Raw genomic sequence first — 26,678 nt, forward strand, 5'->3', positions numbered from 1 at the left:
GGCGTGGAGCGAAGCGATACCCATCAACCATTCCACGGCCCGGAAGAAGCGCCTTACAGGCGCTGTTCGCGGGCATGGCCCGCTCCTACAGGGGGCTGCGCTCTTGCCGGTGTAGGAGCGGGCCATGCCCTCGATGGCGTAAAACGCCATCGACTTCAGGTCAGGCGTATAGGCGCGAATAGCCGATCCACCGGCTCATCACCCCTTCCTCTACCCACGCCCGCGCCGCGGCGATGTCCGGGGCGAAGTAGCGGTCCTGTTCGTAATGCGGCACCTGGCTGCGGATCAGCGTGCGCACTTCCTGCAGCTGCGGCGAGCTCTGCAGCGGCGCGTGGAAGTCCACGCCCTGCGCGGCGGCGAGCAGTTCGATGGCGACCACACCAGCGCTGTTGCCGGCCATGTCCTGCAGGCGGCGGGCGGCGAAGGTGGCCATGGAGACGTGGTCTTCCTGGTTCGCCGAGGTCGGCAGGCTGTCCACCGAGGCCGGGTGGGCCCAGGTCTTGTTCTCCGAGGCCAGCGCCGCCGAGGTGACCTGGGCGATCATGAAGCCGGAGTTCAGCCCGCCCTCCTTGACCAGGAAGGCCGGCAGCCCGGACATCGCCGGGTCCACCAGCTGGGCGATGCGCCGCTCGGACAGCGCGCCGATCTCGGAGATCGCCAGCGCCAGCACGTCGGAGGCCATGGCCACCGGCTCGGCGTGGAAGTTACCGCCTGACAGCACATCGCCGTCAGCGCTGAACACCAGCGGATTGTCGGAAACAGCGTTGGCCTCGCGCAGGAAAACCCCGGCCGCGAAGCGCAGGTGATCCAGGCAGGCGCCCATCACCTGCGGCTGGCAGCGCAGTGAGTACGGGTCCTGCACGCGCTTGCAGTCGATGTGCGAATGGTTGATCGGGCTGTCGTGCAGCAGCTCGCGGTACAGCGCGGCGACCGCGATCTGCCCCGGTTGCCCGCGTACTTCCTGGATGCGCGCGTCGAAGGGCACGAACGAGCCCTTCAGCGCTTCCACCGTCAGGCTGCCGGCGACCACCGCCGAGATGAACAGCCTCTCCGCCGCGAACAGCCCGCGTAGGGCCAGCGCGGTGGAGACCTGGGTGCCGTTGATCAGTGCCAGGCCTTCCTTCGGCCCCAGTACCAGCGGTTCGGCGCCGGCGATGGCGAGCCCCTCGGCGGCTTCGAGGATGCGCCCTTCGTGGCGTACCTGGCCGACACCGAGCAGGGTCGAGGACAGGTGCGCCAATGGCGCGAGGTCGCCGGAGGCGCCCACCGAGCCTTGCGACGGGATGCACGGGTAGACCCGCGCGCGGTACAGCTTGAGCAGCGTCTCGATCACCGGCAGGCCGACGCCGGAGAAGCCCCGCGCCAGGGAGCCGATCTTCAGCGCCATGATCAGTGCCACGCTGGCGTCGTCCAGCAGCGGGCCGGTGCCGGTGCAATGGGAGAGGATCAGGTTGCGCTGCAGGGTGGCGAGCTGGTCCTCGGCGATGGAGGTGCGCGCCAGCAGGCCGAAGCCGGTGTTGATGCCGTAGACGGTGCGCTGGTCGGCGATGATCTGGCTGACCGTCTGCGCGCTGCGCAGGATGGCCTCGCGGCATTCATCCGCCAGGCGTAATTCGGGTTGGTGCTGGTAAATGGCGCGCAGCTGGTCGAGGTCGAACTGGCCGGGCGTCAGGAGCAGGGTTTCGGACATGTCGGCATCCTGGGTTCGGTGAAAGTGTTACCGTGGATCGTTCCTGTATATACAGGTATAGCAATCGCTGTGCCATGGCGCGCCAGAACGCGTGACTTGGCATTTCACCTTCGCTTGCGGTGGTGCATGGCTGGAGTGAATGTCACCGCCAGTGGCATTTCCAGTCCGGTGGTCGTGGGCAAATCGCGGATCGGCGGCTAAACCCAATGGGACACCAAGGTCCGGAGATGCCTATGTCCGCCCCCCGTTGCCTGTTCGCCCTGCTGCTCGCCTTCGGCCTCTGCGCGCAGACCTTCGCCGCCTGCCCCTACCCGAAACCGGTGGTCTTCGCCGGGCTGAACTGGGAGAGCGGCATGTTCACCACCGAGGTGCTGCGCTTCATCCTGGAGAAGGGCTACGGCTGCCAGACCGACGCCGTGCCGGGTAACACCGTGACCATGGAGAACGCGCTGAAGCAGAACGACATCCAGGTCACCGGCGAGCAGTGGGCCGGGCGCAGCACCATCTGGCAGCAGGCGGAGCAGGCCGGCCAGGTGTTCTCCGTGGGCGAAACGGTGAAGGGCGCCAGCGAAGGCTGGTGGGTGCCGGACTACGTGGTGCACGGCGACGCCAAGCGCGGCATCAAGGCTGCCGCGCCGGAGCTGAAGTCCGTCAGCGATCTGCCCCGATACAAGGCGCTGTTCAAGGATGACGAGGAGCCGGACAAGGGCCGCTTCTACAACTGCCCCACCGGCTGGACCTGCGAGATCGTCAACACGCAGAAGCTCAAGGCCTACGGCCTGACGGACAGCTACGTGAACTTCCGCACCGGCGCCGGCCCCGCGCTGGATGCGGCGATCAGTTCGGCCATCGCCCAGGGCAAGCCGGTGCTCTTCTATTACTGGGCACCGACGCCGCTGCTGGGACGCTTCAAGCTGGTGCAACTGGAGGAGCCGCCATTCGACGAGGCGGCCTGGAAGACCCTGACCGACGCCAACGATGTCCACCCCAGGGGCTCGCGCTCGCTGCCGGCGAAGATCAGCATCGGCGTGTCCCGCGACTTCCATGACAAGGCACCGGCGCTGGTGCAGGTGTTCGAGAAGGTCGAGCTGCCGCTGCCGATGTTCAACGCGCTGCTGGCGGACATGGCCGAGCACCACCGCGATGTGGCGGACGTGCGCGCGAAGTTCTTCCGCGAGCATCGGGATTTGTGGTCGAAGTGGGTGACGGACGAGGCGGCGACGAAGATCGATGCGGCGTTGAAGTGAGCGGGTGCCTGGGTGAAGTTGATGGTACTGGGGCTTCCTCTCCCTAACCCTGGCTGCGCGCCCCGCTCCGAAGGGAGAGGGGACCGTATGGTGCAGGTTGAGGCCAAAGTGTCAGCCGGCAGGGGCGGCTCCCTCTCCCTTCAGGGAGAGGGCAGGGGAGAAGGTGCATCCGGGAGACGCTGTGCCTAAATCTCGCTCCAATGAGCTTGTCTATACAACCTGTGTCCCTTGGTAGCGAGCGGTGTTACCGAACGCAACGAAACGGTGCAGTGAAGCCTGCTTCTGGTGCATTCGCCTGAAGGAAGGCTATTGCTGTCATCCGCCCACGATACACGGATTTCCTTGTTTATCTATTATAAATCAATAACTTGATAACTATGTTGAGCTGGCGAAAAACCCTGCCAGCCAAGGTTGGCCCTCGCTTTGCTTATACTTGTACATACAAGCATAGACATGATGGTGACGAACCCCTCGGCACCGTCGAACGAACCGCCAGGCCGCCCCCCACGGCCAACGACCCGAGCAAAGCGAAGGAGCCCTCCGTGACCAAATTCCGCGACGTCGAAATCCGTGCCCCGCGCGGCACCCAACTGAATGCCAAGAGCTGGCTGACCGAAGCGCCGCTGCGCATGCTCATGAACAACCTCGACCCGGAAGTCGCCGAGAACCCGAAGGAACTGGTGGTGTACGGCGGCATCGGTCGCGCTGCGCGCAACTGGGAGTGCTACGACAAGATCGTCGCGACCCTGAAAGAGCTGAACGAAGACGAGACCCTGCTGGTGCAATCCGGCAAGCCGGTCGGCGTCTTCAAGACCCACGCCAACGCTCCGCGCGTGCTGATCGCCAACTCCAACCTGGTGCCGCACTGGGCCAACTGGGAACACTTCAACGAGCTCGACGCCAAGGGCCTGGCCATGTACGGCCAGATGACCGCAGGGTCCTGGATCTACATCGGTAGCCAGGGCATCGTCCAGGGCACCTACGAAACCTTCGTCGAGGCCGGCCGCCAGCACTACGACGGCAACCTCAAGGGCCGCTGGGTACTCACCGCAGGCCTGGGTGGCATGGGCGGCGCCCAGCCGCTGGCCGCGACCCTGGCCGGCGCCTGCTCGCTGAACATCGAGTGCCAGCAGAGCCGCATCGATTTCCGCCTCGCCAGCCGCTACGTCGATGAGCAGGCCAAGGACCTCGACGACGCCCTGGCGCGCATCGCCCAGTACACCGCCGAAGGCAAGGCGATCTCCATCGCCCTGCTGGGCAACGCCGCGGAAATCCTCCCGGAACTGCTCAAGCGCGGCGTACGCCCTGACATGGTCACCGACCAGACTTCCGCCCACGACCCGCTCAATGGCTACCTGCCGGCCGGCTGGACCTGGGAGCAGTACCGCGACCGCGCGCAGACCGACCCGGCTGCCGTGGTCAAGGCCGCCAAGCAGTCCATGGCGGTGCACGTCAAAGCCATGCTGGCGTTCCAGAAGCAGGGCATCCCGACCTTCGACTACGGCAACAACATCCGCCAGATGGCCAAGGAAGAGGGCGTGGCCAACGCCTTCGACTTCCCCGGCTTCGTTCCGGCCTACATCCGCCCGCTGTTCTGCCGTGGCGTCGGTCCGTTCCGCTGGGCCGCGCTGTCGGGCGATGCCGAGGACATCTACAAGACCGACGCCAAGGTGAAGGAGCTGATCGCCGATGACGCCCACCTGCACCGCTGGCTGGACATGGCCCGCGAACGCATCAGCTTCCAGGGCCTGCCGGCGCGCATCTGCTGGGTCGGCCTGGGCCAGCGCGCCAAGCTCGGCCTGGCATTCAACGAAATGGTCCGCAGCGGCGAGCTGAAAGCGCCGATCGTGATCGGCCGCGACCACCTCGACTCCGGCTCGGTATCCAGCCCGAACCGCGAGACCGAAGCCATGCAGGACGGCTCCGACGCCGTGTCCGACTGGCCGCTGCTCAACGCCCTGCTGAACACCGCCAGCGGCGCCACCTGGGTTTCGCTGCACCACGGCGGCGGCGTGGGCATGGGCTTCTCCCAGCACTCGGGCATGGTGATCGTCTGCGACGGCACCGACGAAGCGGCCGCGCGCATCGCTCGCGTGCTGACCAACGACCCGGGCACCGGCGTGATGCGCCATGCCGACGCCGGCTACCAGATCGCCATCGACTGCGCCAAGGAGCAGGGCCTGAACCTGCCGATGATCACCGGCCAGTAATTCAGCAATCCAGGACCAGGGAGAGGGCCGCCGCACGGCGTGGTGCGGCGGCCCGGTCCGTACAGAAGCAGTACATCGACAGACAAGAAATCCCCTCGGGAGAACAATAACGATGTCCCAGGCCAGTGATAGCTCCAAACCCCTGATCGAAGTGCGTTCGATCAACTACATCCCCGAGGCCGAGCGCCACGGCAAGCTCTACAGCCAGTTCACCCTGTGGCTGGGCGCCAACCTGCAGATCACCGCCATCGTCACCGGCGCCCTGGCCGTGGTGCTGGGCGGCGATGTGTTCTGGTCGCTGATCGGCCTGCTCATCGGCCAACTGCTGGGCGGCGGCGTGATGGCGCTGCACGCAGCCCAAGGGCCAAAGCTCGGCCTGCCGCAGATGATTTCCAGCCGCGTGCAGTTCGGTGTCTACGGCGCGGCCATCCCGATCGTGCTGGTGTGCCTGATGTACCTGGGCTTCACCGCCACCGGCACGGTGCTGTCCGGCCAGGCCCTGGGCCAGTTGTTCGGCGTCAGCGACAGCGCCGGCATCCTGATGTTCGCCAGCGTCATCGTGCTGGTGACCGTGCTCGGCTACCGGGTGATCCACGTGATCGGCCGCATCGCCAGCGTCATCGGGGTAATCGCCTTCGTCTACCTGTTCAGTCGCCTGATGAGCCAGACCGACGTCGGCGCGCTGCTGCAGATTCGCCACTTCAGCTGGAGCAGCTTCCTGCTCGCGGTGTCCCTCGCCGCGTCCTGGCAAATCGCCTTCGGCCCCTACGTTGCCGACTACTCGCGCTACCTGCCGAGCAGGACGTCCTCGGTGAAGACCTTCCTCGCCGTGGGTGCCGGTTCGGTGATCGGTGCGCAGGTGGCGATGATCTTCGGCGTGTTCGCCGCCGCGGGTGCCAACGGCCAGTTCGCCGGCCATGAGGTGGCCTACATCGTCGGCCTGAGTGGCAGTGGTGCAGTCGCCGCGCTGCTGTACTTCTCCATCGCCTTCGGCAAGATCACCATCTCCACGCTGAACTCCTACGGCAGCTTCATGTGCATCGCCACGGTGATCAGCGGCTTCCGTGGCCACCTGGAAGTGAGCCGCCTGCAGCGGCTGGTGTTCGTTCTGGTGATCGTCGGCGCCGCGACCCTGATCGCGCTGCTCGGCCAGCATTCGTTCCTCGGCGCGTTCAAGTCCTTCATCCTCTTCCTGCTGGCCTTCTTCACCCCGTGGAGCGCGGTCAACCTGGTGGACTACTACTGCATCACCCGCGAGCACTACGACGTGCCGGCGCTGGCCGATCCCGATGGCCGCTACGGCCGCTGGAACGTCCCCGGCATCAGCGTCTACGTGATTGGCGTGCTGGTGCAGCTGCCCTTCCTCTCCACCAAGTTCTACACCGGCCCGCTGGTGGACGCCCTGGGTGGCGTGGATATCTCCTGGATCATCGGCCTGGTGGTTCCGGCCGTTCTCTATTACCTGGTCGCCCGCCGCGTCACGCGGGCAGTACCGGACCGGCTGATCCTGCCGGCCCGCACCTGAACAGACCGGCCCGGCCGCGCAGCCACAAGCTTGCGCGGCCCTTGCACTGCCCAACCTCATTCACGTTTAGGAGCATCAGATGAACAACACCAAGAAGACGCTGCTGGGCCTGTTCCTGTCCGCCGGTCTGCTGGGCGGCACTATGGCATCGGCCCAGGCCGCCGGCTGGTGCGAGAGTGGCAAGCCGGTGAAGTTCGCCGGGCTGAACTGGGAGAGCGGCATGCTGCTCACCGACCTCATGCAGATCATCCTGAAGAACGGCTACGGCTGCGAAACCGACAGCCTGCCGGGCAACTCCATCACCATGGAGCAGGCGCTGGCGAACAACGACATCCAGATCTTCAGCGAGGAATGGATCGGCCGCAGCGACGCCTGGAACAAGGCCGCCGCCGCCAACAAGGTAGTCGGCGTGGGCGCGCCCATCGTCGGCGCCACCGAAGGCTGGTACGTGCCGCGCTTCGTGATCGAGGGCGACAAGGCGCGCAACATCGAAGCCAAGGCGCCGAACCTCAAGGCCGTGACCGACCTTGCGCAGTACTCCGAAGTCTTCCGCGATCCGGAAGAGCCGGGCAAGGGCCGCTTCTACAACTGCCCGGCCGGCTGGACCTGCGAGCTGGAAAACTCCGAGATGCTGAAGAAGTACGGCCTCGAGGACAAGTACACCAACTTCCGCCCCGGTACTGGTCCGGCCCTGGATGCTGCGGTGCTGTCGAGCTACAAGCGCAAGGAGCCTATCCTCTTCTATTACTGGTCGCCGACGCCGCTGATGGGCCAGGCCGACCTGGTGAAGCTGGATGAGCCGGGCGTGAACAAGGACGTGAAGATCCAGGTCGGCCTGTCCAGGGTCTTCCATGATCAGGCCCCGGAGCTGGTGGCGGTGCTGGAGAAGGTCAACCTGCCCATCGACCTGCTGAACCAGAACCTGGCGAAGATGGCCAAGGAGAAACTCTCCTCCGAGCAACTGGCCAAGGCCTTCCTCAAGGAGCACCCGGAAGTGTGGACCACCTGGGTCAGCGAGGACGCTGCGAAGAAGGTCCAGGCCGCGCTCTGACGCCGCCGAATCCGGGGAGGCCCAGCTTCCCCGGTGATGCCCACTCCTGACGAGTACGTGCCATGTTTCCCGAACGCTTCACTTTCTCCATCGCCGACTGGGTCAACGGTTGGGTCGATGCCCTGGTTACCAACTACGGCGACGTGTTCCGCCACATCTCCGACACCCTGCTGTGGGCCATCGTCAACCTGGAGAGCGTGCTGCGGGCCACTCCCTGGTGGCTGATGCTGGCCATCGTCGCCGGCATCGCCTGGCACGCCACCCGGCGCATCCTGCCGACCGTGGTGATCGTCGGGCTGCTGTTCCTGGTGGGCGCCGTGGGCCTGTGGGACAAGCTGATGCAGACCCTCGCGCTGATGATGGTGGCGACCCTCATCTCGGTGCTGATCGGCATCCCGCTGGGCATAGTCGCCGCGCGCAGCGACCGCTTCCGCGCCGTGCTGCTGCCGATGCTGGACATCATGCAGACCATGCCCAGCTTCGTGTACCTGATCCCGGTGCTGATGCTGTTCGGCCTGGGCAAGGTGCCGGCGATCTTCGCCACCGTGATCTACGCCGCTCCCCCGCTGATCCGCCTCACCGACCTGGGTATCCGCCAGGTCGACCGCGAGGTGATGGAAGCCATCACCGCCTTCGGCGCCAACCGCCGCCAGCAACTGTTCGGCGTGCAGCTGCCGCTGGCGCTGCCGAGCATCATGGCCGGCATCAACCAGACCACCATGATGGCGCTGTCGATGGTGGTCATCGCCTCGATGATCGGTGCCCGTGGCCTGGGCGAGGACGTGCTGGTGGGCATCCAGACGCTCAACGTCGGCAAGGGCCTGGAAGCGGGTCTGGCCATCGTCATCCTCGCCGTGGTCATCGACCGCATCACCCAGGCTTACGGCCGCTCGCGCCACCATGAGGCCAGCAAATGAGCAAGATCCAGGTCAAGAACGTCTACAAGATCTTCGGCGCCAAGGCCGACTCCGCGCTGGCGATGATCCGCCAGGGCAAGAGCAAGGCCGAGGTGCTCGCCGCCACCGATTGCGTGGTCGGCGTCAACGACCTCTCGCTGTCCATCGAGGCCGGGGAAATCTTCGTCATCATGGGCCTGTCCGGCTCCGGCAAGTCGACCCTGGTGCGCCACTTCAACCGCCTGATCGACCCCACCAGCGGGCAGATCCTGGTGGATGGCGAGGATGTGCTCGCCTACGACTCTGCCGCGCTGGAGAACTTCCGCCGACGCAAGATCAGCATGGTGTTCCAGAGCTTCGGCCTGCTGCCGCACAAGAGCGTGCTCGACAACGTCGCCTACGGCCTGAAGATCCGCGGCGAGAGCAAGGCGCTGTGCCAGGAGCGCGCGCTGCACTGGATCGCCACCGTGGGCCTGAAGGGCTACGAGAAGTCCTACCCGCACCAGCTCTCCGGTGGCATGCGCCAGCGCGTCGGCCTGGCCCGCGCCCTGGCCGCGGACACCGACATCATCCTCATGGACGAAGCCTTCAGCGCCCTCGACCCGCTGATTCGCGCGGACATGCAGGACCAGCTACTGGAGCTGCAGAAGACCCTGCACAAGACCATCGTCTTCATCACCCACGACCTCGATGAAGCGGTGCGCATCGGTAACCGCATCGCCATCCTCAAGGACGGTCAGCTGATCCAGGTGGGCGCGCCCGCCGACATCCTGCACAAGCCTGCCGACGAGTACGTCGACCGCTTCGTCCAGCGCCGCGTCGCCGCGCTGTAAGACCATTCGCCGGCGGGGAAGGGGCTTCCCCGCCTACAGGAGTTCCGCATGTCGTCCTCTTCCACCCTCACTTTCGGCAACGGCCCGCTGCGCTGGCAGGACCTGGTCGCGGTGGCGCGCCAGGGCGCGCGCCTGCAACTGTCGACGGCCGCCTGGGCACGCATCGACAATGCCCACGGCATTGTCGAGCGCATCGTCAGCCGGGGTGAGCGGGCCTACGGCATCAGCACCGGCCTGGGCGCGCTGTGCAACGTGGTGCTGCAGGGCGAGCAACTGGCTCAGCTGTCGCGCAACACCCTGCTCAGCCATGCCTGCGGCGTGGGCGAGCCGCTGAAGGACGAGCAGACCCGCGCGATCATCGCCGCCGCCATCGCCAACTACAGCCATGGCAAATCCGGCCTGCATCGCCGCGTGGTGGAAGCGCTGCTGGCGCTGCTCAACCATGGCATCACCCCGCGTGTACCGGCGCAGGGCTCGGTGGGCTACCTGACCCACATGGCCCATGTCGGCGTTGCGCTGCTGGGCATCGGCGAGGTGAGCTATCGCGGCGAAGTGGTGCCGGCCTTCCAGGCGCTGGCCGCCGAAGGCCTGGAGCCGGTGCAGCTGGGCGCCAAGGACGGGCTCTGCCTGGTCAACGGCACCCCCTGCATGACTGGTCTGAGCTGTCTCGCCCTCGACGATGCAAACCACCTCGCGCAGTGGGCCGACGTGATCGGCGCCATGAGCTTCGAAGCCTTGCGCGGGCAGATCGACGCGTTCGATGCCGAGATCATCGCGCTCAAGCCGCACCCGGGCATGCAGAAGGTCGGCGCCAACCTGCGCGCGCTGCTCGACGGCAGCGAAGTGATCGCCTCGAGCCGTGGCATCCGTACCCAGGACGCCCTGAGCATCCGCTCCATGCCGCAGATCCACGGCGCCTGCCGCGACCAACTGGAGCACGCGGCGAAACAGATCGAGACCGAACTCAATTCCGCCACCGACAACCCGCTGGTGCTGGGCACGCCGGACGACTACCGGGTGGTGTCCCAGGCCAACCCCCACGGCGAATCCGTGGCCATGGCCGCCGACCTGCTGGCGATTGCCGTGGCCGAGCTGGGCGGGGTTTCCGAGCGTCGCCTGGACCGTCTGATCAACCCGCTGGTCAGCGGCCTGCCGGCCTTCCTGGTGAGCCAGCCGGGGGTCAACTCGGGGATGATGATCGTGCAATACGTCGCCGCTTCCCTTGCCGGCGAGAACCGCCAGCTGGCACAGCCGGCGGTGGTGGACAACTACGTCACCTCCGGCCTGCAGGAAGACCACCTGAGCCTGGGCACCAGCGCCGCGCTCAAGCTCGGTCGCGCCATCGACAACACCCGGCGCATCCTCGCCATCGAATACCTGCTGGCCGCCCAGGCCTTCGAATTCCTCAAGCCGCAACGCTTCGGCAGCGGCACCGACTGCGCCTGGAGCCTGCTGCGCGAACAGGTGCCGGCCTATGACAGCGACCGCTGGCTGGCGCCGGACATCACCCGCGCTGCCGAGTTGCTGGCCGACCCGGCAGCGCTGCACAGCGTCGGCGCGAGCATCGGGAGACTGCAATGAAACACCTCTGGCAGCACTGCCACGCAGCGACCATGAAGGACGGCCGCTACTCGGTCATCGAGGACGCGGCGATCATCACCGAGGACCAGCGCATCAGCTGGATCGGCCCGCGCGCCGAACTGCCCGAGCGGCCGATCCAGAGCACCGACCTGGGTGGCGCCTGGGTCACGCCCGGCTTCATCGACTGCCATACCCACCTGGTATTCGGTGGTGACCGCAGCGGTGAGTTCGAGCAGCGCCTCAACGGTGTCAGCTATGCGGAGATCGCCGCGGCCGGCGGCGGCATCGCCAGCACCGTGCGCGCTACCCGCGAGGCCAGCGAGGACGAACTGCTGGCCAGCGCCATCAAGCGCGCCCGCTCGCTGCTGGCCGATGGCGTGACCGTGCTTGAGGTGAAGTCCGGCTATGGGCTGGACCTCGACAGCGAGCGGAGCATGCTGCGCGTGGCCCGCCGCCTGGAGCAGGAGCTGCCGGTGACGGTGCGCACCACCTGCCTGTCCGCCCATGCCCTGCCGCCGGAATACGCCGGCCGCGCCGACGAGTACATCGAGCAGGTCTGCAATCACATCCTCCCGGCGCTGGCCGAAGAGGGGCTGGTGGACGCGGTGGACGCCTTCTGCGAGCACCTGGCGTTCTCCCCGGCGCAGGTCGAGCGGGTGTTCCAGGCCGCCCAGCGCCTGGGCCTGCCGGTGAAGCTGCACGCCGAGCAACTGTCGTCGCTGCATGGCTCCAGCCTTGCCGCGCGGTATGGCGCGTTGTCCGCCGACCACCTGGAGTTCATGGACGAGAGCGACGCCATCGCCATGGCCGAAGCCGGCACCGTCGCCGTACTGCTGCCGGGCGCCTTCTTCGTCCTGCGTGAAACCCAGTTGCCGCCGATGGATGCCCTGCGCAAGCACGGCGTGAATATCGCCATTGCCAGCGACCTCAACCCCGGCACCTCGCCGGCACTGTCCCTGCGCCTGATGCTGAACATGGCCTGCACCGCCTTCCGCCTGACCCCGGAAGAAGCGCTGGCCGGCGTCACCCTCAACGCCGCGCGCGCGCTGGGCATGGCCGACAGCCACGGCAGCCTGGAAGCGGGCAAGGTCGCCGACTTCATCGCCTGGGACATCCAGCGCCCCGCCGAACTCGCCTACTGGCTCGGCGGCGACCTGCCCAAGCGCGTCATTCGTCACGGCGAAGAGCTTTGAAGCGGCAAGATCAAATGCCCCTCTCCCTAACCCTCTCCCGCAAGCGGGAGAGGGGACCGGTTCGGCAGAACTCGAAACTCTGGCGTCAGCCTGCAAGCGATGTCGCAGAGTGGCACGAGTGGCTCGCTTCAATCGGATGCCCCCTCTCCCTTCAGGGAGAGGGCTGGGGAGAGGGAAGCAGCGGCACGGATTTCCAGAGGGAAATCTTGCTCGCACGAACAGCGAATACATCTCGCCCGTACTGGAGATAGCTCCCATGGACAACGTTCTCGAATTCAAACGCGGCCGCGTGCCGCTGCTGGTCAGCATGCCGCACCCCGGCATCCGCCTGACCCCGGCCGTGGCAAACGGCCTGGTGGACGAGGCCCGCGAGCTGGCCGACACCGACTGGCACATCCCGCGGCTCTACGCCTTCGCCGAAGAGCTGGGCGCCAGCACCCTGGCCGCCGGTTACTCGCGCTACGTCATCGATCTCAACCGCCCGGCCGACGACAAGCCGCTGTACAGCACCGCCACCACCGGCCTCTACCCGGACACCCTGTTCGACGGCCGCCCGCTGTTCAAGGACGGCCAGACACCGTCGGCCGAAGAGCGCGCGCGTTACCTCGCCGAAGTCTGGACGCCCTACCACCGCACCCTGGCCGACGAGCTGGCGCGCCTGAAGGCCGAGTTCGGCTACGCGCTGCTGTGGGACGCCCACTCGATTGCCTCGGTGATCCCGCACCTGTTCGACGGCAAGCTGCCGGACTTCAACATCGGCACCCACAGCGGCGCGAGCTGCGACGCGGAGCTGGCCGAGCGACTGGTCGCGGTCTGCGCTGATGCACCGGCCTACCGGCACATCCTCAACGGCCGCTTCAAGGGTGGGCACATCACCCGCCACTACGGCCAGCCGCAGGACAACGTGCACGCCGTGCAACTGGAGCTCGCGCAGTGCAACTACATGGATGAGCACGCGCCCTTCGGCTACCGCGAAGACCTCGCCGCGCCGACCGCCCAGGTACTCCGGCGCCTGCTGGAAACCTTCATCGCCTGGGGCCGCGAACGCTACGGCCGCTGAGTTTTACGCAGCTTCCTGCCGCGCCGGGACTGTCGGCGCGGCGCCGCCGGACCACGCATCCCGGCGGCGTTGCCCCGGCGCGGCAGGGGGCTGTCTTTTCATTCGAAGCGCTGCTGCGCCAGTTGCCTCTCAGCGTGCCGCACCAGCATTTCCAGCAGCAGCGCCTGGGTATGCGGCGGGGTTTCGTCGGCGCGGGTCAAGGCGTAGAGCGTCACCTTCACGGTGGGTGTCAGGGTTCGCTGCGCCGTCAGGCGTTCGTCCGCGCCCAGCGCGGTGAAGGGATCGACCAGCGCCAGTCCCGTTCCGGCTTCCACCAGCGTTCTTGCCAGCGCATAGGTCTGCACTGCGATGCGCACGCGCGGTGGCGGTTCGACGTTGGCCAGATGGCTTTCCAGGCGGGCCGATAGCGGGTCGGAAGTGGACAGCCCGATCATCGGTTCGCCGGCCAGCTCGTCCAGCGTCAGCGGCTGGCCGAGGCGTTCAGTCGGCCAGTGACCGCGTGGCGCCAGGGCCACCAGCGGGCCGCTGGCGATGGGCTGCGAGCGCAGGCCGGGGTGGTCGCTCTGCTGCAGGGTGAGGGCGAGGTCAAGTTCGCGCATCAGCAGGTTCTGCACCAGCTCGCGGGAGTGCTGGGTGGCCAGTTCGCAGCTGCTCTGCGGGTAACGGTCGGTCCATTCGCGGATCACCGGCGGCAGCAGCGACAGCGCCATGGCCGGCGTGGCGCCCACGCGCAGGCGGTTCTCCGGCTGGCCGCGCAGGCTCTGCGCGAGGCGCCGCACGCCCTGCAGGCTTTCGCTGACCTTGGCCACTTCGCGCTCCAGTTCCAGGGCCTCGGGTGTCGCCTGCAACTTTCCGCGAACACGGAGAAAGAGCGGGAAGCCCAACTGCTGCTCGGCATGCTGCAGCACCTTGGTCACCGCTGGCTGCGAGACGTGCAGCAATTGCGCGGCGCCGCTGACCGAGCCGGTCTCGCGGATGGCCTGGAACACTTCGATATGGCGCAGGCGCATGGCTTGCCTCCGTAGGCGGATTCGCCAGGGTATAACCCTGGTTTATGGGTCGCCCATGTTTATTCATTGTTCGCCGCCTGTCACCCGGGCCTAAGGTCGGTGCCAGGAATGGATGGGCAGTGAGACGGCAATGGCACAGCGGGTTTGCATCATCGGCGCGGGGGTGGTCGGACTGGCCACGGCGCAGGCGCTGGTCCTCGAAGGCTTCGACGTCACCGTGCTGGAAGCGCAGGGTCAGGCCGGGCTGGAAACCAGCTTCGCCAACGGCGGCCAGCTGTCCTACCGCTATGTCGCGCCGCTGGCCGATGCCGGCGTGCCGCAGCAGGCGCTGGGCTGGCTGCTGCGCGGGGATTCGCCGCTGCGCCTGCGCCCGCGCCTGGACCCGGCGCAATGGCGCTGGCTGCTGGAGTTCACCGCCGCGTGCCGGCGCTCGGTGAACCAGGTCAACGCGAAACACCTTCTGCGTCTTGCGCTGTTCAGCCAGGCTACATTGGCGCAGTGGCGCGAGGACGGGCTGGCGGGTTTCGACTGGCGGCGCAACGGCAAGCTGGTGGCCTTCCGCGATGAAGGCAGCTTCCGCAGCGCACGGCAAAACCTGTCCGATCCTGTCGCGCAATTCGTGTTGTCGGCATCGCAGTGCCGCGAGCTGGACCCGGCGCTGGAGCGCGCGCCCTTCGTCGGTGGCATCCACACGCCGGACGAGGAGGTCGCCGACTGCTTCCTGTTCTGCCAGCGGCTGGACGAGCGGCTTCAGGCGTCGGGCCGCTGCCGCATCCTCTATGGCCATCCGGCATCCCGGCTGATCCTGCGCAACGGCGCCGTGGTCGGCGTGGAGGCGGGCGGGCCGGCTGGTGTGGAAAGCATCGAGGCTGATCATGTGGTGCTCGCCGCCGGCTACCGCAGCGCCGCACTGCTGCCGCGCGGGCCGCGTCTGCCGCTTTATCCGCTCAAGGGCTACAGCCTGACCGCGCCGATTCGTGCCGGTGATCAAGCGCTGGACGTGAGCCTCACCGACTACGACCGCAAGGTGGTCTATGCGCGCATCGGCGAGCGCCTGCGCGTTGCCGCCATGGTCGACATCGTCGGCTTCGACCCGAGCCTGGAGCCCAAGCGGCTGGCGCTGATCCGCCAGCAGGCGGCGGAGACCCTGCCCGACGCCTGCGATTACGGCGCCGCCGTCGAGTGGGCCGGCATGCGCCCGGCCACGCCCACCGGCGTGCCGCTGGTGGGCGCCTGCGGGCCGCGCGGGCTGTGGCTGAATCTCGGCCACGGCGCGCTCGGTTTCACCCTGGCCTGCGGCAGCGCACAACTGATCGCCGCGCAGATCACCGGGCGCCGCCCGGATATCGATACCAGCGGCCTGACGCCCGAACGGCTGGCGGGCTGATTCCATCGGATTTAGGAGACCCACCATGCAACTCACACGCATCGCCAACAACGACCGCCTTTCCGGCGCTATGGTCTTCGGCTCGCTGGTTTTCCTCTCCGGACAGGTGCCCGGTCAGGCCACCGATATCCAGGACCAGACCCGCGAAGTGCTGGCGAAGATCGACGCACTGCTGGCCGAAGCCGGCACCGACAAGGCGAACATCCTCAGCGCGACCCTCTACCTGAAGGACATCGCCGCGGACTTCGAGGCCATGAACGGCGTCTGGTCCGCTTGGTTGCCCGAAGGCTGCGCGCCGACCCGCACCACGGTGCAGGCGCTGCTGGCGCGGCCGTCCGTGTTGGTGGAAATCACCGTGATCGCTGCACGGCTCTGAACCTCAACCCGACTCACAACAACAAGAGGGATCGAACCCATGAAACGACTCGCACTGGGAATGCTGGCGGCGTCCAGCCTGGTCTGCGCGCTGGCGCAGGCGAACGAAGCGCTGGACGGCACGCTGAAGAAGGTCGCCGATCGCGGCACGATAACCCTGGGTTATCGCGACGCCTCGGTGCCGTTCTCCTACCTGGGCGACAACAGCGGCCAGCCCATGGGCTACTCGGTGGACCTGGCCGGCAAGGTGGTCGAGCGCATCCGCCAGAAGCTCGACAAGCCGGACCTCAAGGTGAAGTACAACCTGGTGACCTCGCAGACGCGCATCCCGCTGGTGCAGAACGGCACGGTCGACCTGGAGTGCGGCTCCACCGGCGTCACCGCCGAGCGCCTGAAGCAGGTCGCCTTCTCTTACGGTTTCATCTATGTGAAGGGCCAGTTGCTGACCGCCAAGGACAGCGGTATCCAGGGCTTCGACGATCTCAAGGGCAAGAACGTGGTGACCACCGCCGGCACCACCAACGAGCGCTACCTCAAGGCCTACAACGCCGAGCACAAGCTGGGCATGAACGTGGTCAGCGCCAAGGACCACGGCGAAGCCTTCCTGATGCTGCAGTCCGGCCGCGCGGTGGCGTTCTACATGGATGACGCATTGCTCTACGGCGAGAAGGCCAAGGCGCGCGACCCGCATCATTGGGTCGTGGTGGGCGAGCCGCAGTCGCGGGAAATCTACGCCTGCATGGTGCGCCGCGACGATCCGCAGTTCCTCGCCCTGGTCAACCAGACCCTGGCCGACCTCTACGCCTCGGGTGAGATCAAGGGCATCTACCAGCGCTGGTTCGAACAGCCTATCCCGCCGAAGAACCTCAACCTGGAATTCCCCATGACTGCCGAGCTGCAGGCGATCATCGCCAAACCCACCAGCGAGCCGGTGCAGTAGCCCTAGCGCTGCAGGCCGAGGTGGCGGATCAGCGGCTGCGCCTCGGCCAGGCGCTCCCAGACGTCGTCGAGCAATTCGCCGGGGTAGTAGGAGGGCAGGCGCGGCAGTTCCTGGCGCGGTACCCAGGCGACTTCGCGGATGTCGAATTCGTCGCCGCCCAGGCCGCGCAGGTTGTCCAGACTGACCCGGCCATCCCAGGCATCCACGCGATAGAACAGTTCCATGTGGAAGCGCCCGGCCGCCGGCTCGGCGAACTCGCGCACATAGACCAGCGGACCGACTTCCACTGCCAGCCCGGTTTCCTCCCGGCACTCGCGGCGCACGGTGTCGCGGGTCGACTCGTCCTTGTCCGATTCGAATCCGCCGCCCGGCGGAATCCAGTACACGTCTCCGGCTACCTCGTGGCGCACCAGCAGGATTTCATCGTTACGCAAAAGCAGACCAGCGGCGCGAATGCGGTGTTGCAGGGGAGAAGTCATTGCCAGTCGAGCCTCGCCAGTTTCCACTCGGAGCCGTCGCGCCACCATTCCAGCTTCACGGAATAGTGCCCGGCGCTGTCGGGGATGAGGTTCTCGGCGCCGGTGAGGGCGACCTGCGCGTCGGTGTGGCCGCGGTTGGCATAGGTCGGGTCGATGCTGTTCTCGCTGCTGAGCAGGATCACCTTGACCTGCTGGTGACGCAGGAACAGCAGCGTCATGGTGCGCTTGGCCCAGTCGCGATCGAGCTCGCCGTTGGCGCGAAAGTCACCGGCCAGCTGATCGAGCACGGCCCCGCTATTCTTGGCTTCGAGGTTGTCCTGCAACTGCTTGACGGCGGCGTCCAGTTGCGCGCGCGGATCGTCCCGGCCACAACCGCTCAAGGCGAACAGCAGCAGGAACAGAGAAAGAAACAACTTCCGTGGCATGGCTCACTAACTCCCTTATCGGTTTTTCGCTGGCCCGAGTATCATGCCCGACACCGTGGGGGCCGAAGACTGTTGATGGAAGTCGCGCCGCGGTAACGCGACTTTCTATTAGGTGGCGACAGGCCCTAGGATGGTTACTGGTCCGGAGCGACCGTACGCATTGATCCAGGAGCGAGCCATGCAAACTTTGTATCCGGAAATCAAGCCCTACGCGCGCCATGAACTGGCCGTCGAGGAGCCGCATGTCCTCTATGTGGACGAAAGCGGCACGCCCGACGGATTGCCGGTTCTGTTCATCCATGGTGGCCCGGGCTCCGGTTGCGATGCCATGTCGCGGCGCTTCTTCGATCCCAATATCTACCGCATCGTCACCTTCGACCAGCGCGGCTGCGGCCGCTCCACGCCCTACGCCAGCCTGGAGAACAACACCACCTGGCACCTGGTGCAGGATATCGAACTCATCCGCGAGCACCTGGGCATCGACAAGTGGGTACTGTTCGGCGGCTCCTGGGGCTCGACCCTGTCGCTGGCCTACGCCCAGAGCCATCCCGAGCGCGTGCTGGCGCTGATCGTGCGCGGCATCTTCCTCTGCCGCCCGCAGGAAATCCGCTGGTTCTACCAGGAGGGCGCGAGCCGCCTGTTCCCCGATTACTGGGAAGACTACCTGGCGCCGATTCCTGCCGACGAGCACGACGACCTGCTGCAGGCCTTCCATCGCCGCCTGACCGGCCCGGACCAGATCGCCCAGATGCACGCCGCCCGTGCCTGGTCCACCTGGGAAGGCCGCACGGCCACGCTGAGGCCGAACCCGGCGGTGGTCGAGCGCTTCGCCGACCCGCACCGCTCGCTGTCCATCGCCCGCATCGAGAATCACTATTTCGTCAACGACGGCTTCCTCGAGCCCGACCAGCTGCTGCGCGACATGCACAAGATCGCCCACCTGCCGGGCGTGATCGTCCACGGCCGCTATGACGTGGTCTGCCCGCTGGACAATGCCTGGGCGCTGCACAAGGCCTGGCCCAACAGCGAGCTGCAGATCGTCCGCGACGCCGGCCACGTGGCCGGTGAGCCGGGCATTACCGATGCGCTGGTGCGCGCCACCAACGAGATCGGCCGGCGCCTGCTGAACCTGCCGCCGGAGGCTGAATGAAGGGTCTGATCCAGCGGGTGCGTGGCGCCCGCGTCGAGGTGGACGGCGAAATCGTCGGCGCCATCGACCACGGGCTGCTGGCCCTGGTGGGGGTCGAACCCCAGGATGATCAGGAGTCAGTGAACCGTTTGTTGCACAAGCTGCTTAACTATCGAGTGTTTGGCGACGATGAAGGTAAAATGAACCTTTCATTGAGCGATGTCGGCGGCGGTCTGCTGCTGGTCTCGCAGTTCACCCTGGCCGCGGATACCCGAAAGGGGCTGCGACCGAGCTTTTCCAGCGCGGCGCCACCTGAAAAGGGCGCCGCGTTGTTCGATCTACTCGTGGAGCAGGCGCGAGAGCGTCATCCGCTGGTCGCCACTGGCCGTTTTGGCGCCAACATGCAGGTCCACCTGGTCAATGACGGTCCGGTGACCTTTCTACTGGAGGCTTGAACGCGCGGCAGCTTGTCATATCGCCGTGGGATGATGGTTAGGGCTTATGCACTTAGAACAATGCGCCTCCGGGAGCCCGAAGTACCCGTGGAAAAAATCGGGGAATCATTCAGGCTCAACGGGGTCGGAATTCAATCGCCAGCAGATTGGCATCGCCTTTGCTGGCTTTAATCGTTTTGTGTTCACGGACGAGGGGGACTCGTGATTTTCCGTTCCGTTCAACAACCGCTTTCGCGCCAAATCCTTCGCGGACTGGTCGGCTCCGCCCTGTTGGCGTTGAGCGCTACCCATGCCTGGGCCTTCAATCTCGACGACGTTGGCGAAAAGGCCAAGGCGCTGGCTGCAGAGAAGTACAGCGCACCGACGAGCAACCTGCCATCGGAATTCAGCGAAATGAAGTTCGCCGATTACCAGCAGATTCGCTTCCGTAACGAGAAGGCCTACTGGGCCGACGAGAAGACCCCCTTCAAGATCAGCTTCTATCACCAGGGCATGCATTTCGACACCCCGGTGAAGATCAACGAAGTCACGGCGACCGACGTCAAGGAGATCAAGTACGATCCCTCCCGTTTCGACTTCGGTTCGCTGAAATTCGACGCCAATGCCACCAAGGATCTGGGCTACGCCGGCTTCCGCCTGCTGTACCCGATCAATTCCGCCGACAAGCAGGACGAGATCGCCACCTTCCTGGGTGCGAGCTACTTCCGCATCATCGGCAAGGACCAGTGGTGGGGCCTGTCCGCCCGTGGCCTGGCGCTGGATACCGCGCTGCCGTCGGGTGAGGAATTCCCGCGTTTCCGCGAGTTCTGGATCGAGAAGCCCAAGCCCAAGGACAAGCACCTGGTGATCTTCGCGCTGCTGGATTCGCCCCGTGCGACCGGCGCGTACCGCTTCACCATCCGTCCGGGCAACGACACCGTGGTCGATGTGAAGGCTCGCGTGTTCCTGCGCGACAACAAGGTTTCCAAGCTGGGCCTGGCGCCGCTGACCAGCATGTTCCTGTTCGGCTCCAACCAACCGTCGTCGGAGCACAACTTCCGTCCGGAGCTGCATGACTCCACCGGCCTGCAGATCCATGCTGGCAACGACGAGTGGATCTGGCGCCCGCTGAACAACCCGAAACACCTGTCCGTCAGCGCCTACAGCGTCGAGAATCCGAAAGGCTTCGGTCTGCTGCAGCGCGGTCGCGAGTTCTCCCGCTACGAAGACCTCGACGATCGCTACGACCTGCGTCCGTCCGCCTGGGTCGAGCCGCAGGGCGACTGGGGCAAGGGCACCATCGAGCTGGTGGAGATCCCGACCCCGGACGAGACCAACGACAACATCGTCGCCTTCTGGAACCCCGAGAAGCGCCCGGAAGTCGGTGAGCCGCTGGACTTCGCCTACCGCATGCGCTGGACCAAGGACGAGCAGGCCCTGCACGATCCGAAGAACGCCTGGGTCATGCAGACCCTGCGCTCGGTCGGGGACGTGAAGCAGAAGAACCTGATCCGCCAGCCGGATGGCAGCGTTGCCCTGGTCGTCGACTTCGTCGGCCCGACCCTCAAGGCACTGGCCGGAGATGCCCCGGTGAGCACCCAGGTGAGCACTGACGACAACGCCGAAGTGAAGGAAAATACCCTGCGCTACAACGCGGTGACCCAGGGCTGGCGTCTGACCCTGCGGATCAAGGTCAAGGATCCGAAGAAGCCGACGGAAATGCGCGCTGCCCTGGTGAACGGTGGCCAGACCATTTCCGAAACCTGGAGCTACCAGCTGCCTGCCGATGAATAACTCCACCGCTACCACCGCGCCGGTGGCCGATTATCTCGCGCACCTGCCCCTGTCGGCGCAGGAGCGTGAGCGGCTGGCCAAGGCCGGTTCCATCAGCGAGCTGCACGAGCAGCTCGCTGGCGACGTCGATGCTGACGACGCTGCACTGGCTTCGGTCGGTGCGCGTCTGCGCCACGGCTACGGCCAGGACCTCGACGATGCGCAGATGCTGGGCATGGACGACAACGGCCGCACCTACCTCAAGGCCGCGCCGCCGATCCAGCGCACCAAGGTGATCCCCGAACCCTGGCGCACCAACCCGATCATGCGCGGCTGGCGCCGCCTGACCGGACGCAGCAACCCGGCCAAGCCTTCCCGCGACCTGCCCAAGGCCCGCTGGCAGCGCGTCGGCTCGCTGCGCCGGTTCATCCTGGTCCTGCTCATGCTCGGCCAGACCAGCGTCGCCACCTATTACATGAAAGGCATCCTGCCCTACCAGGGCTGGGCCTTCGTCGACCTCGAAGAGATCAACCGCCAGACCTTCCTGCAGACCCTGGAACAGGTGCTGCCCTATGCCATCCAGTTCGGCGTGCTGGCGCTCTTCGCGATCCTCTTCTGCTGGGTCTCGGCAGGCTTCTGGACTGCCCTGATGGGCTTCTGGGAACTGCTCACCGGCCGCGACCGCTACCGTATCTCCGGTAGCAGCGCGGGCAGCGAGCCGATTGCCGCTGACGCCCGCACCGCCATCGTCATGCCGATCTGCAACGAGGACGTCCCGCGCGTCTTCGCCGGCCTGCGGGCGACCTACGAATCGGTGGCGGCCAGCGGCGAGCTGGATCGCTTCGACTTCTTCGTGCTCAGCGACACCAACCAGCCCGACATCGCCATGGCCGAAGAAAAGGCCTGGATCGAGCTGTGCAAGGAAGCCCTGGGCTTCGGTCGCATCTTCTACCGCCGCCGCCGGCGCCGGGTGAAGCGCAAGAGCGGCAACATCGACGACTTCTGCCGTCGCTGGGGCGGCCAGTACAAGTACATGGTCGTCATGGACGCCGACAGCGTGATGAGCGGCGACTGCCTGACCAAGCTGGTGCGCCTGATGGAGGCCAATCCCGAGGCCGGCATCATCCAGACCGCGCCCAAGGCGTCGGGCATGGACACCCTCTATGCGCGCATGCAGCAGTTCGCTACCCGTGTCTACGGCCCGCTGTTCACCGCCGGCCTGCACTTCTGGCAGCTGGGCGAATCCCACTACTGGGGCCACAACGCGATCATCCGGGTGAAACCCTTCATCGAGCACTGCGCCCTGGCGCCGTTGCCGGGCAAGGGTTCCTTCGCTGGCGCGATCCTCTCCCACGACTTCGTCGAAGCCGCGCTGATGCGCCGCGCCGGCTGGGGCGTGTGGATCGCCTACGACCTGGAAGGCAGCTACGAGGAATTGCCGCCCAACCTGCTGGACGAGCTCAAGCGCGACCGCCGCTGGTGCCACGGCAACCTGATGAACTTCCGCCTGTTCCTGGTCAAGGGCATGCACCCGGTGCACCGCGCGGTGTTCCTCACCGGCGTGATGTCCTACCTGTCGGCGCCGTTGTGGTTCTTCTTCCTGGTGCTGTCCACCGCGCTGCTGGCGGTGCACCAGCTGATGGAGCCGCAGTACTTCCTGGAGCCGCGTCAGCTGTTCCCGATCTGGCCGCAGTGGCACCCGGAAAAGGCCATCGCCCTGTTCTCCACCACCCTGACCCTGCTGTTCCTGCCCAAGCTGCTCAGCGTCATGCTGATCTGGGCCAAGGGCGCCAAGGGCTACGGCGGTGTGATCAAGGTGACCATGAGCATGCTCCTGGAGATGTTCTTCTCCGTACTGCTCGCCCCGGTACGCATGCTCTTCCACACCCGTTTCGTGCTGGCCGCGTTCCTCGGCTGGGAAGCCCAGTGGAAGTCGCCGCAGCGAGACGACGACGATACCCCGTGGAGCGAGGCGATCCGCCGCCATGGCCTGCAGACCCTGCTGGGCCTGTGCTGGGCGCTGCTGGTGGCCTGGCTGAACCCGCGCTTCCTGTGGTGGCTTTCGCCCATTGTCGGCGCCCTGATGCTGTCGATCCCGGTCTCGGTGATCAGCAGCCGGGTCAAGCTGGGCCTGGCCTCGCGTGACGAGAAGCTGTTCCTCATCCCCGAGGAATACGACACTCCCCGCGAGCTGCGTGCCACCGACGAGTACACCTACCAGAACCGCTGGCAGGCGCTGAAGGACGGCTTCGTCCGTTCCGCCGTCGACCCGGTGCTGAACGCGCTGGCCTGCGCCATGGGCACTGCCCGCCACGGCCAGTCCGCCGCCATCGAAGCGACCCGCACTGCGCTGGTCGAGAAGGCGCTGGAAGCCGGCCCCGAGCAGCTCGACGGCAACCGTCGTCTGGCGCTGCTGAGCGACCCGGTGGCGCTGTCGCGCCTGCACCTGGCGCTCTGGCAGGGTGACAAGGAGCAATGGATCGGCCCCTGGCGGCAATCGCTGCAGGCCGATGCCCATGCCCCGGCCGTGCCCCTGGCTCCGGTCGCGGAGCAGGGCGCCATGGCGCTGCCCGCCGCGCAATCCTGACCCGGCGCCTCCCTCGTCCCGCCCGGGGCGAGGGAGGCGTGGCGGTTTCGCCTGTTTTCCCCGCGCACCGCTGCTGGTACCCTTCGCCAGCTATCCAGAAAAGATTGAGATATCCGCCGCATGGGGTACGCTTCGCACCCTTCTGTGCCCGGCATGCCTGGGCGCGCGCGATTCGATCGCTGGAAAAAACAAGAAGTTCTTTCACTTGCTTGGGAGTATGGGGATGAAAAAGTACCTGGCATCGCTGGTGATGGGCGTCTGCGCCCTGGTCAGCGTCAGCGCGGCTCAGGCCGGCGCCATCGATGAAGCGGCCAAGCGCGGCACCCTGCGCGTGGGCATGGACCCGACCTACATGCCGTTCGAGATGACCAACAAGCGCGGTCAGATCGTCGGCTTCGAAGTGGACCTGCTCAAAGCCATGGCCAAGTCCATGAACGTCAAGCTGGAGCTGGTCTCCACCGGTTACGACGGCATCATCCCGGCTCTGCTCACCGACAAGTTCGACATGATCGGCTCGGGCATGACCCTGACCCAGGAACGCAACCTGCGCCTGAACTTCTCCGACCCCTTCATCGTGGTTGGCCAGACCCTGCTGATCCGCAAGGAGCTGGAAGGCGAGATCAAGTCCTACAAGGACCTGAACGATGCGAAGTACCGCATCACCTCGAAGATCGGCACCACCGGTGAGTTCGTCGCCAAGAAGCAACTGTCCAAGGCCCAGTACCACGGTTTCGACAACGAGCCCGAAGCGGTCATGGACGTGGTCAACGGCAAGGCCGACGCCTTCATCTACGACTCGCCCTACAACGTCGTCGGCGTGAGCAAGTTCGGCGCCGGCAAGCTGGTGCACCTGGACCAGCCGTTCACCTACGAGCCGCTGGCCTTCGGTCTGAAGAAGGGCGACTACGACTCGATCAACTTCATCAACAACTTCCTCAAGCAGATCCGTGAAGACGGCACCTACGATCGTCTGCATGACAAGTGGTTCAAGAACACCGACTGGCTCAAGGACATGGAATAATCCACGTCTGACGCAAGTCGACCCGACGCGCAGGCCACAAGCCTGCGCGTTCGCATTTTCACGGTAGAGATTCGTGGCTAGAACGAAACGCGCAACCTGGCCCTGGCACGGGCTGACCGGACTGATCCTGCTGATGATCGGCCTGGCCCTCTGGTACTCCACTTCGCTGATCTCCTACGAGTGGCGCTGGAATCGCGTCCCGCAGTACTTCGCCTACCAGGCCGAAGAACCGTTGCGGGCGGACAACGTCTCGCGGGTGGAGAAGATCGAGGATCAGGGCGGCAACGCCCGCGTCACCCTGGTGGACGAGGACGGCAAGCAGCAGGTGCTGACCGTGGCCGCCGACAGTCTGCAGTTCTCCGAGAACGACGATGTCGCCGAAGGCGATGTGGTCGGCTCGACCCGCCACTGGGCCGCCGGTCCGCTGGCCTGGGGCTTGTGGACCACGGTATGGATCTCCTTCGTCTCCGGCGCGTTCGGCCTGTTCATCGGCCTGTTCACCGGTCTCTGCCGCCTGTCGAAGAACCCGACCCTGCACGACCTCTCGACCCTCTACGTCGAACTGGTGCGCGGCACGCCGCTGCTGGTGCAGATCTTCATCTTCTACTTCTTCATCGGCACCGTGCTGAACCTCTCCCGCGAGTTCGCCGGGGTGGCGGCGCTGGCGCTGTTCACTGGCGCCTATGTGGCCGAGATCGTCCGCGCCGGTGTGCAGTCCATCGCCCGCGGCCAGGATGAAGCCGCGCGCTCCCTGGGCCTGAACGCTGCGCAGTCGATGCGCCATGTAATCCTGCCGCAGGCCTTCAAGCGCGTACTGCCGCCGCTGGCCGGGCAGTTCATCAGCCTGGTCAAGGACACTTCCCTGGTCTCGGTGATTGCCATCACCGAGCTGACCAAGAGCGGCCGCGAGGCGATCACCACCTCGTTCTCCACCTTCGAGATCTGGTTCTGCGTCGCCGCGCTCTACCTCGTGATCAACCTGCCGCTGTCGCATCTGGCGGGGCGCCTGGAGCGGAGGCTCGGCCAAAGTGATTGAAGTCCGTAATCTGACCAAGGTCTACGACACCCGCGGGCTGGTCGTGCGCGCGGTGGATGACGTCAGCACTGGCGTCGCCCGCGGCGAAGTGGTGGTGGTGATCGGCCCGTCCGGCTCGGGCAAGTCCACCTTCCTGCGCTGCCTGAACGGCCTGGAAGAGTTCGACTCCGGCTCGGTGAGCATCGACGGCGTCGACCTCGCCAACCCGAAGACCGACATCAACGCCTACCGCCGCGAAGTCGGCATGGTGTTCCAGCACTTCAACCTGTTCCCGCACATGACCGTGCTGGAGAACCTGTGCCTCGCGCAAAAAGTTGTGCGCAAGCGCGGCAAGGCCGAGCGCGAGGCCAAGGCCCGTGCACTGCTGGAAAAGGTCGGCATCGGCCAGAAGGCCAACGAATACCCGTCACGCCTTTCCGGCGGCCAGCAGCAGCGGGTGGCGATTGCCCGTGCGCTGTGCATGGAGCCGAAAGTGATGCTGTTCGACGAGCCCACCTCGGCGCTCGACCCGGAGATGGTCGGCGAGGTGCTGGACGTGATGAAGACCCTGGCCGTGGAAGGCATGACCATGGTCTGCGTGACCCACGAGATGGGCTTCGCCCGTGAAGTGGCGGATCGCGTGCTGTTCTTCGATCACGGCAAGCTGCTGGAGGACGCCGCTCCGGCGGAGTTCTTCGCCCAGCCCAGGGATGCGCGTGCGCAGACCTTCCTGCGGCAGGTGCTGTGAGGCTTTTGCCTCGGTGAAAAAGCCGCCTTCGGGCGGCTTTTTTGTGCCCGTGATCTTGTAGGAGCGAGC

At 66.0% G+C, this 26,678-nt stretch carries 22 protein-coding genes and 1 pseudogene; 19 read left to right on the forward strand and 4 right to left on the reverse strand.

Annotation, left to right across the window (positions count from 1 at the left end; all coding sequences use genetic code 11):
- Positions 1 to 160 precede the first annotated feature (160 nt).
- Positions 161 to 1,690, reverse strand: coding sequence for a histidine ammonia-lyase (gene hutH / locus J2T47_RS14715; protein ID WP_253447973.1), 1,530 nt, complete (start codon positions 1,688 to 1,690; stop codon positions 161 to 163).
- Positions 1,691 to 1,923: 233 nt separating this feature from the next.
- Between hutH (J2T47_RS14715) and J2T47_RS14720 the strand changes: the two genes are divergently transcribed.
- The 9 genes from J2T47_RS14720 (at position 1,924) to hutG (ending at position 13,286) form a co-directional block, all read left to right on the forward strand.
- A complete protein-coding gene (locus J2T47_RS14720) occupies positions 1,924 to 2,937 on the forward strand; it encodes an ABC transporter substrate-binding protein (protein WP_253447976.1) in 1,014 nt (337 codons plus the stop codon).
- Positions 2,938 to 3,479: 542 nt separating this feature from the next.
- A complete protein-coding gene (gene hutU / locus J2T47_RS14725; protein ID WP_253447979.1) occupies positions 3,480 to 5,147 on the forward strand; it encodes a urocanate hydratase in 1,668 nt (555 codons plus the stop codon).
- 112 nt (positions 5,148 to 5,259) lie between these two features.
- Positions 5,260 to 6,672, forward strand: coding sequence for a purine-cytosine permease family protein (locus tag J2T47_RS14730; protein WP_253447983.1), 1,413 nt, complete (start codon positions 5,260 to 5,262; stop codon positions 6,670 to 6,672).
- Positions 6,673 to 6,814: 142 nt separating this feature from the next.
- The gene (locus J2T47_RS14735; RefSeq protein WP_437180984.1) at positions 6,815 to 7,723 is read left to right on the forward strand and encodes an ABC transporter substrate-binding protein; all 909 of its coding nucleotides are present in this window, start codon (positions 6,815 to 6,817) and stop codon (positions 7,721 to 7,723) included.
- A gap of 62 nt (positions 7,724 to 7,785) precedes the next feature.
- On the forward strand, positions 7,786 to 8,640 hold the full coding sequence (locus J2T47_RS14740; RefSeq protein ID WP_138213885.1) for an ABC transporter permease: 855 nt from the start codon (positions 7,786 to 7,788) through the stop codon (positions 8,638 to 8,640).
- Complete coding sequence (locus J2T47_RS14745) at positions 8,637 to 9,452, forward strand: quaternary amine ABC transporter ATP-binding protein (protein WP_192293251.1); 816 nt, start codon at positions 8,637 to 8,639, stop codon at positions 9,450 to 9,452. Before J2T47_RS14740 ends, J2T47_RS14745 begins: the two co-directional genes overlap by 4 nt.
- Before the next feature lie 48 nt (positions 9,453 to 9,500).
- On the forward strand, positions 9,501 to 11,033 hold the full coding sequence (gene hutH / locus J2T47_RS14750; RefSeq protein ID WP_253447989.1) for a histidine ammonia-lyase: 1,533 nt from the start codon (positions 9,501 to 9,503) through the stop codon (positions 11,031 to 11,033).
- A complete protein-coding gene (gene hutI / locus J2T47_RS14755) occupies positions 11,030 to 12,226 on the forward strand; it encodes an imidazolonepropionase (protein ID WP_253447992.1) in 1,197 nt (398 codons plus the stop codon). Before hutH (J2T47_RS14750) ends, hutI begins: the two co-directional genes overlap by 4 nt.
- A gap of 256 nt (positions 12,227 to 12,482) precedes the next feature.
- Complete coding sequence (hutG, locus tag J2T47_RS14760; RefSeq protein WP_253447996.1) at positions 12,483 to 13,286, forward strand: N-formylglutamate deformylase; 804 nt, start codon at positions 12,483 to 12,485, stop codon at positions 13,284 to 13,286.
- Positions 13,287 to 13,384: 98 nt separating this feature from the next.
- Here hutG and J2T47_RS14765 read toward each other — a convergent pair.
- Positions 13,385 to 14,363 (reverse strand): annotated as a pseudogene (locus J2T47_RS14765) (LysR family transcriptional regulator).
- Positions 14,364 to 14,426: 63 nt separating this feature from the next.
- Between J2T47_RS14765 and J2T47_RS14770 the strand changes: the two are divergent.
- The 3 genes from J2T47_RS14770 to J2T47_RS14780 are packed head-to-tail and all read left to right on the forward strand — an operon-like array spanning position 14,427 to position 16,998.
- On the forward strand, positions 14,427 to 15,683 hold the full coding sequence (locus tag J2T47_RS14770) for a D-amino acid dehydrogenase (protein ID WP_253447999.1): 1,257 nt from the start codon (positions 14,427 to 14,429) through the stop codon (positions 15,681 to 15,683).
- A gap of 25 nt (positions 15,684 to 15,708) precedes the next feature.
- Positions 15,709 to 16,059, forward strand: coding sequence for a RidA family protein (locus tag J2T47_RS14775; RefSeq protein ID WP_253448002.1), 351 nt, complete (start codon positions 15,709 to 15,711; stop codon positions 16,057 to 16,059).
- Positions 16,060 to 16,098: 39 nt separating this feature from the next.
- Complete coding sequence (locus tag J2T47_RS14780; protein WP_253448005.1) at positions 16,099 to 16,998, forward strand: transporter substrate-binding domain-containing protein; 900 nt, start codon at positions 16,099 to 16,101, stop codon at positions 16,996 to 16,998.
- A gap of 2 nt (positions 16,999 to 17,000) precedes the next feature.
- Here J2T47_RS14780 and J2T47_RS14785 read toward each other — a convergent pair whose 3' ends face one another.
- Together J2T47_RS14785 and J2T47_RS14790 are read right to left on the reverse strand one after the other, a co-directional pair.
- Entirely contained in the window at positions 17,001 to 17,477 is a 477-nt protein-coding gene (locus J2T47_RS14785; RefSeq protein ID WP_253448008.1) for an NUDIX domain-containing protein, read from the reverse strand.
- Positions 17,474 to 17,902: a hypothetical protein gene (locus J2T47_RS14790; protein ID WP_253448012.1), complete on the reverse strand. Its 429-nt coding sequence runs from the start codon at positions 17,900 to 17,902 to the stop codon at positions 17,474 to 17,476. Before J2T47_RS14790 ends, J2T47_RS14785 begins: the two co-directional genes overlap by 4 nt.
- 178 nt (positions 17,903 to 18,080) lie before the next feature.
- Here J2T47_RS14790 and pip point away from each other — a divergent pair, with 178 nt between their 5' ends.
- The 7 genes from pip to J2T47_RS14825 all read left to right on the forward strand — a co-directional run bounded on the left by pip (position 18,081) and on the right by J2T47_RS14825 (position 26,609).
- Positions 18,081 to 19,052, forward strand: coding sequence for a prolyl aminopeptidase (pip, locus tag J2T47_RS14795; RefSeq protein WP_253448015.1), 972 nt, complete (start codon positions 18,081 to 18,083; stop codon positions 19,050 to 19,052).
- Positions 19,049 to 19,486, forward strand: a complete 438-nt coding sequence (gene dtd, locus J2T47_RS14800; protein WP_253448018.1) for a D-aminoacyl-tRNA deacylase — start codon at positions 19,049 to 19,051, stop codon at positions 19,484 to 19,486. The genes pip and dtd overlap by 4 nt, the downstream gene beginning before the upstream one ends.
- 201 nt (positions 19,487 to 19,687) lie before the next feature.
- Positions 19,688 to 21,259: a glucan biosynthesis protein G gene (locus tag J2T47_RS14805; RefSeq protein WP_437180981.1), complete on the forward strand. Its 1,572-nt coding sequence runs from the start codon at positions 19,688 to 19,690 to the stop codon at positions 21,257 to 21,259.
- Complete coding sequence (gene mdoH / locus J2T47_RS14810; protein WP_253448021.1) at positions 21,252 to 23,825, forward strand: glucans biosynthesis glucosyltransferase MdoH; 2,574 nt, start codon at positions 21,252 to 21,254, stop codon at positions 23,823 to 23,825. The genes J2T47_RS14805 and mdoH overlap by 8 nt, the downstream gene beginning before the upstream one ends.
- 223 nt (positions 23,826 to 24,048) lie before the next feature.
- Positions 24,049 to 24,846, forward strand: a complete 798-nt coding sequence (locus J2T47_RS14815) for a transporter substrate-binding domain-containing protein (RefSeq protein WP_253448024.1) — start codon at positions 24,049 to 24,051, stop codon at positions 24,844 to 24,846.
- Between the two features lie 133 nt (positions 24,847 to 24,979).
- Positions 24,980 to 25,882: an amino acid ABC transporter permease gene (locus J2T47_RS14820; RefSeq protein ID WP_301295549.1), complete on the forward strand. Its 903-nt coding sequence runs from the start codon at positions 24,980 to 24,982 to the stop codon at positions 25,880 to 25,882.
- The gene (locus J2T47_RS14825; protein ID WP_253448027.1) at positions 25,875 to 26,609 is read left to right on the forward strand and encodes an amino acid ABC transporter ATP-binding protein; all 735 of its coding nucleotides are present in this window, start codon (positions 25,875 to 25,877) and stop codon (positions 26,607 to 26,609) included. The genes J2T47_RS14820 and J2T47_RS14825 overlap by 8 nt, the downstream gene beginning before the upstream one ends.
- Positions 26,610 to 26,678: the final 69 nt, after the last annotated feature.

It is taken from the genome of Pseudomonas nitroreducens, assembly GCF_024170165.1.
In the GTDB taxonomy this organism is placed as follows: domain Bacteria; phylum Pseudomonadota; class Gammaproteobacteria; order Pseudomonadales; family Pseudomonadaceae; genus Pseudomonas; species Pseudomonas nitroreducens_C.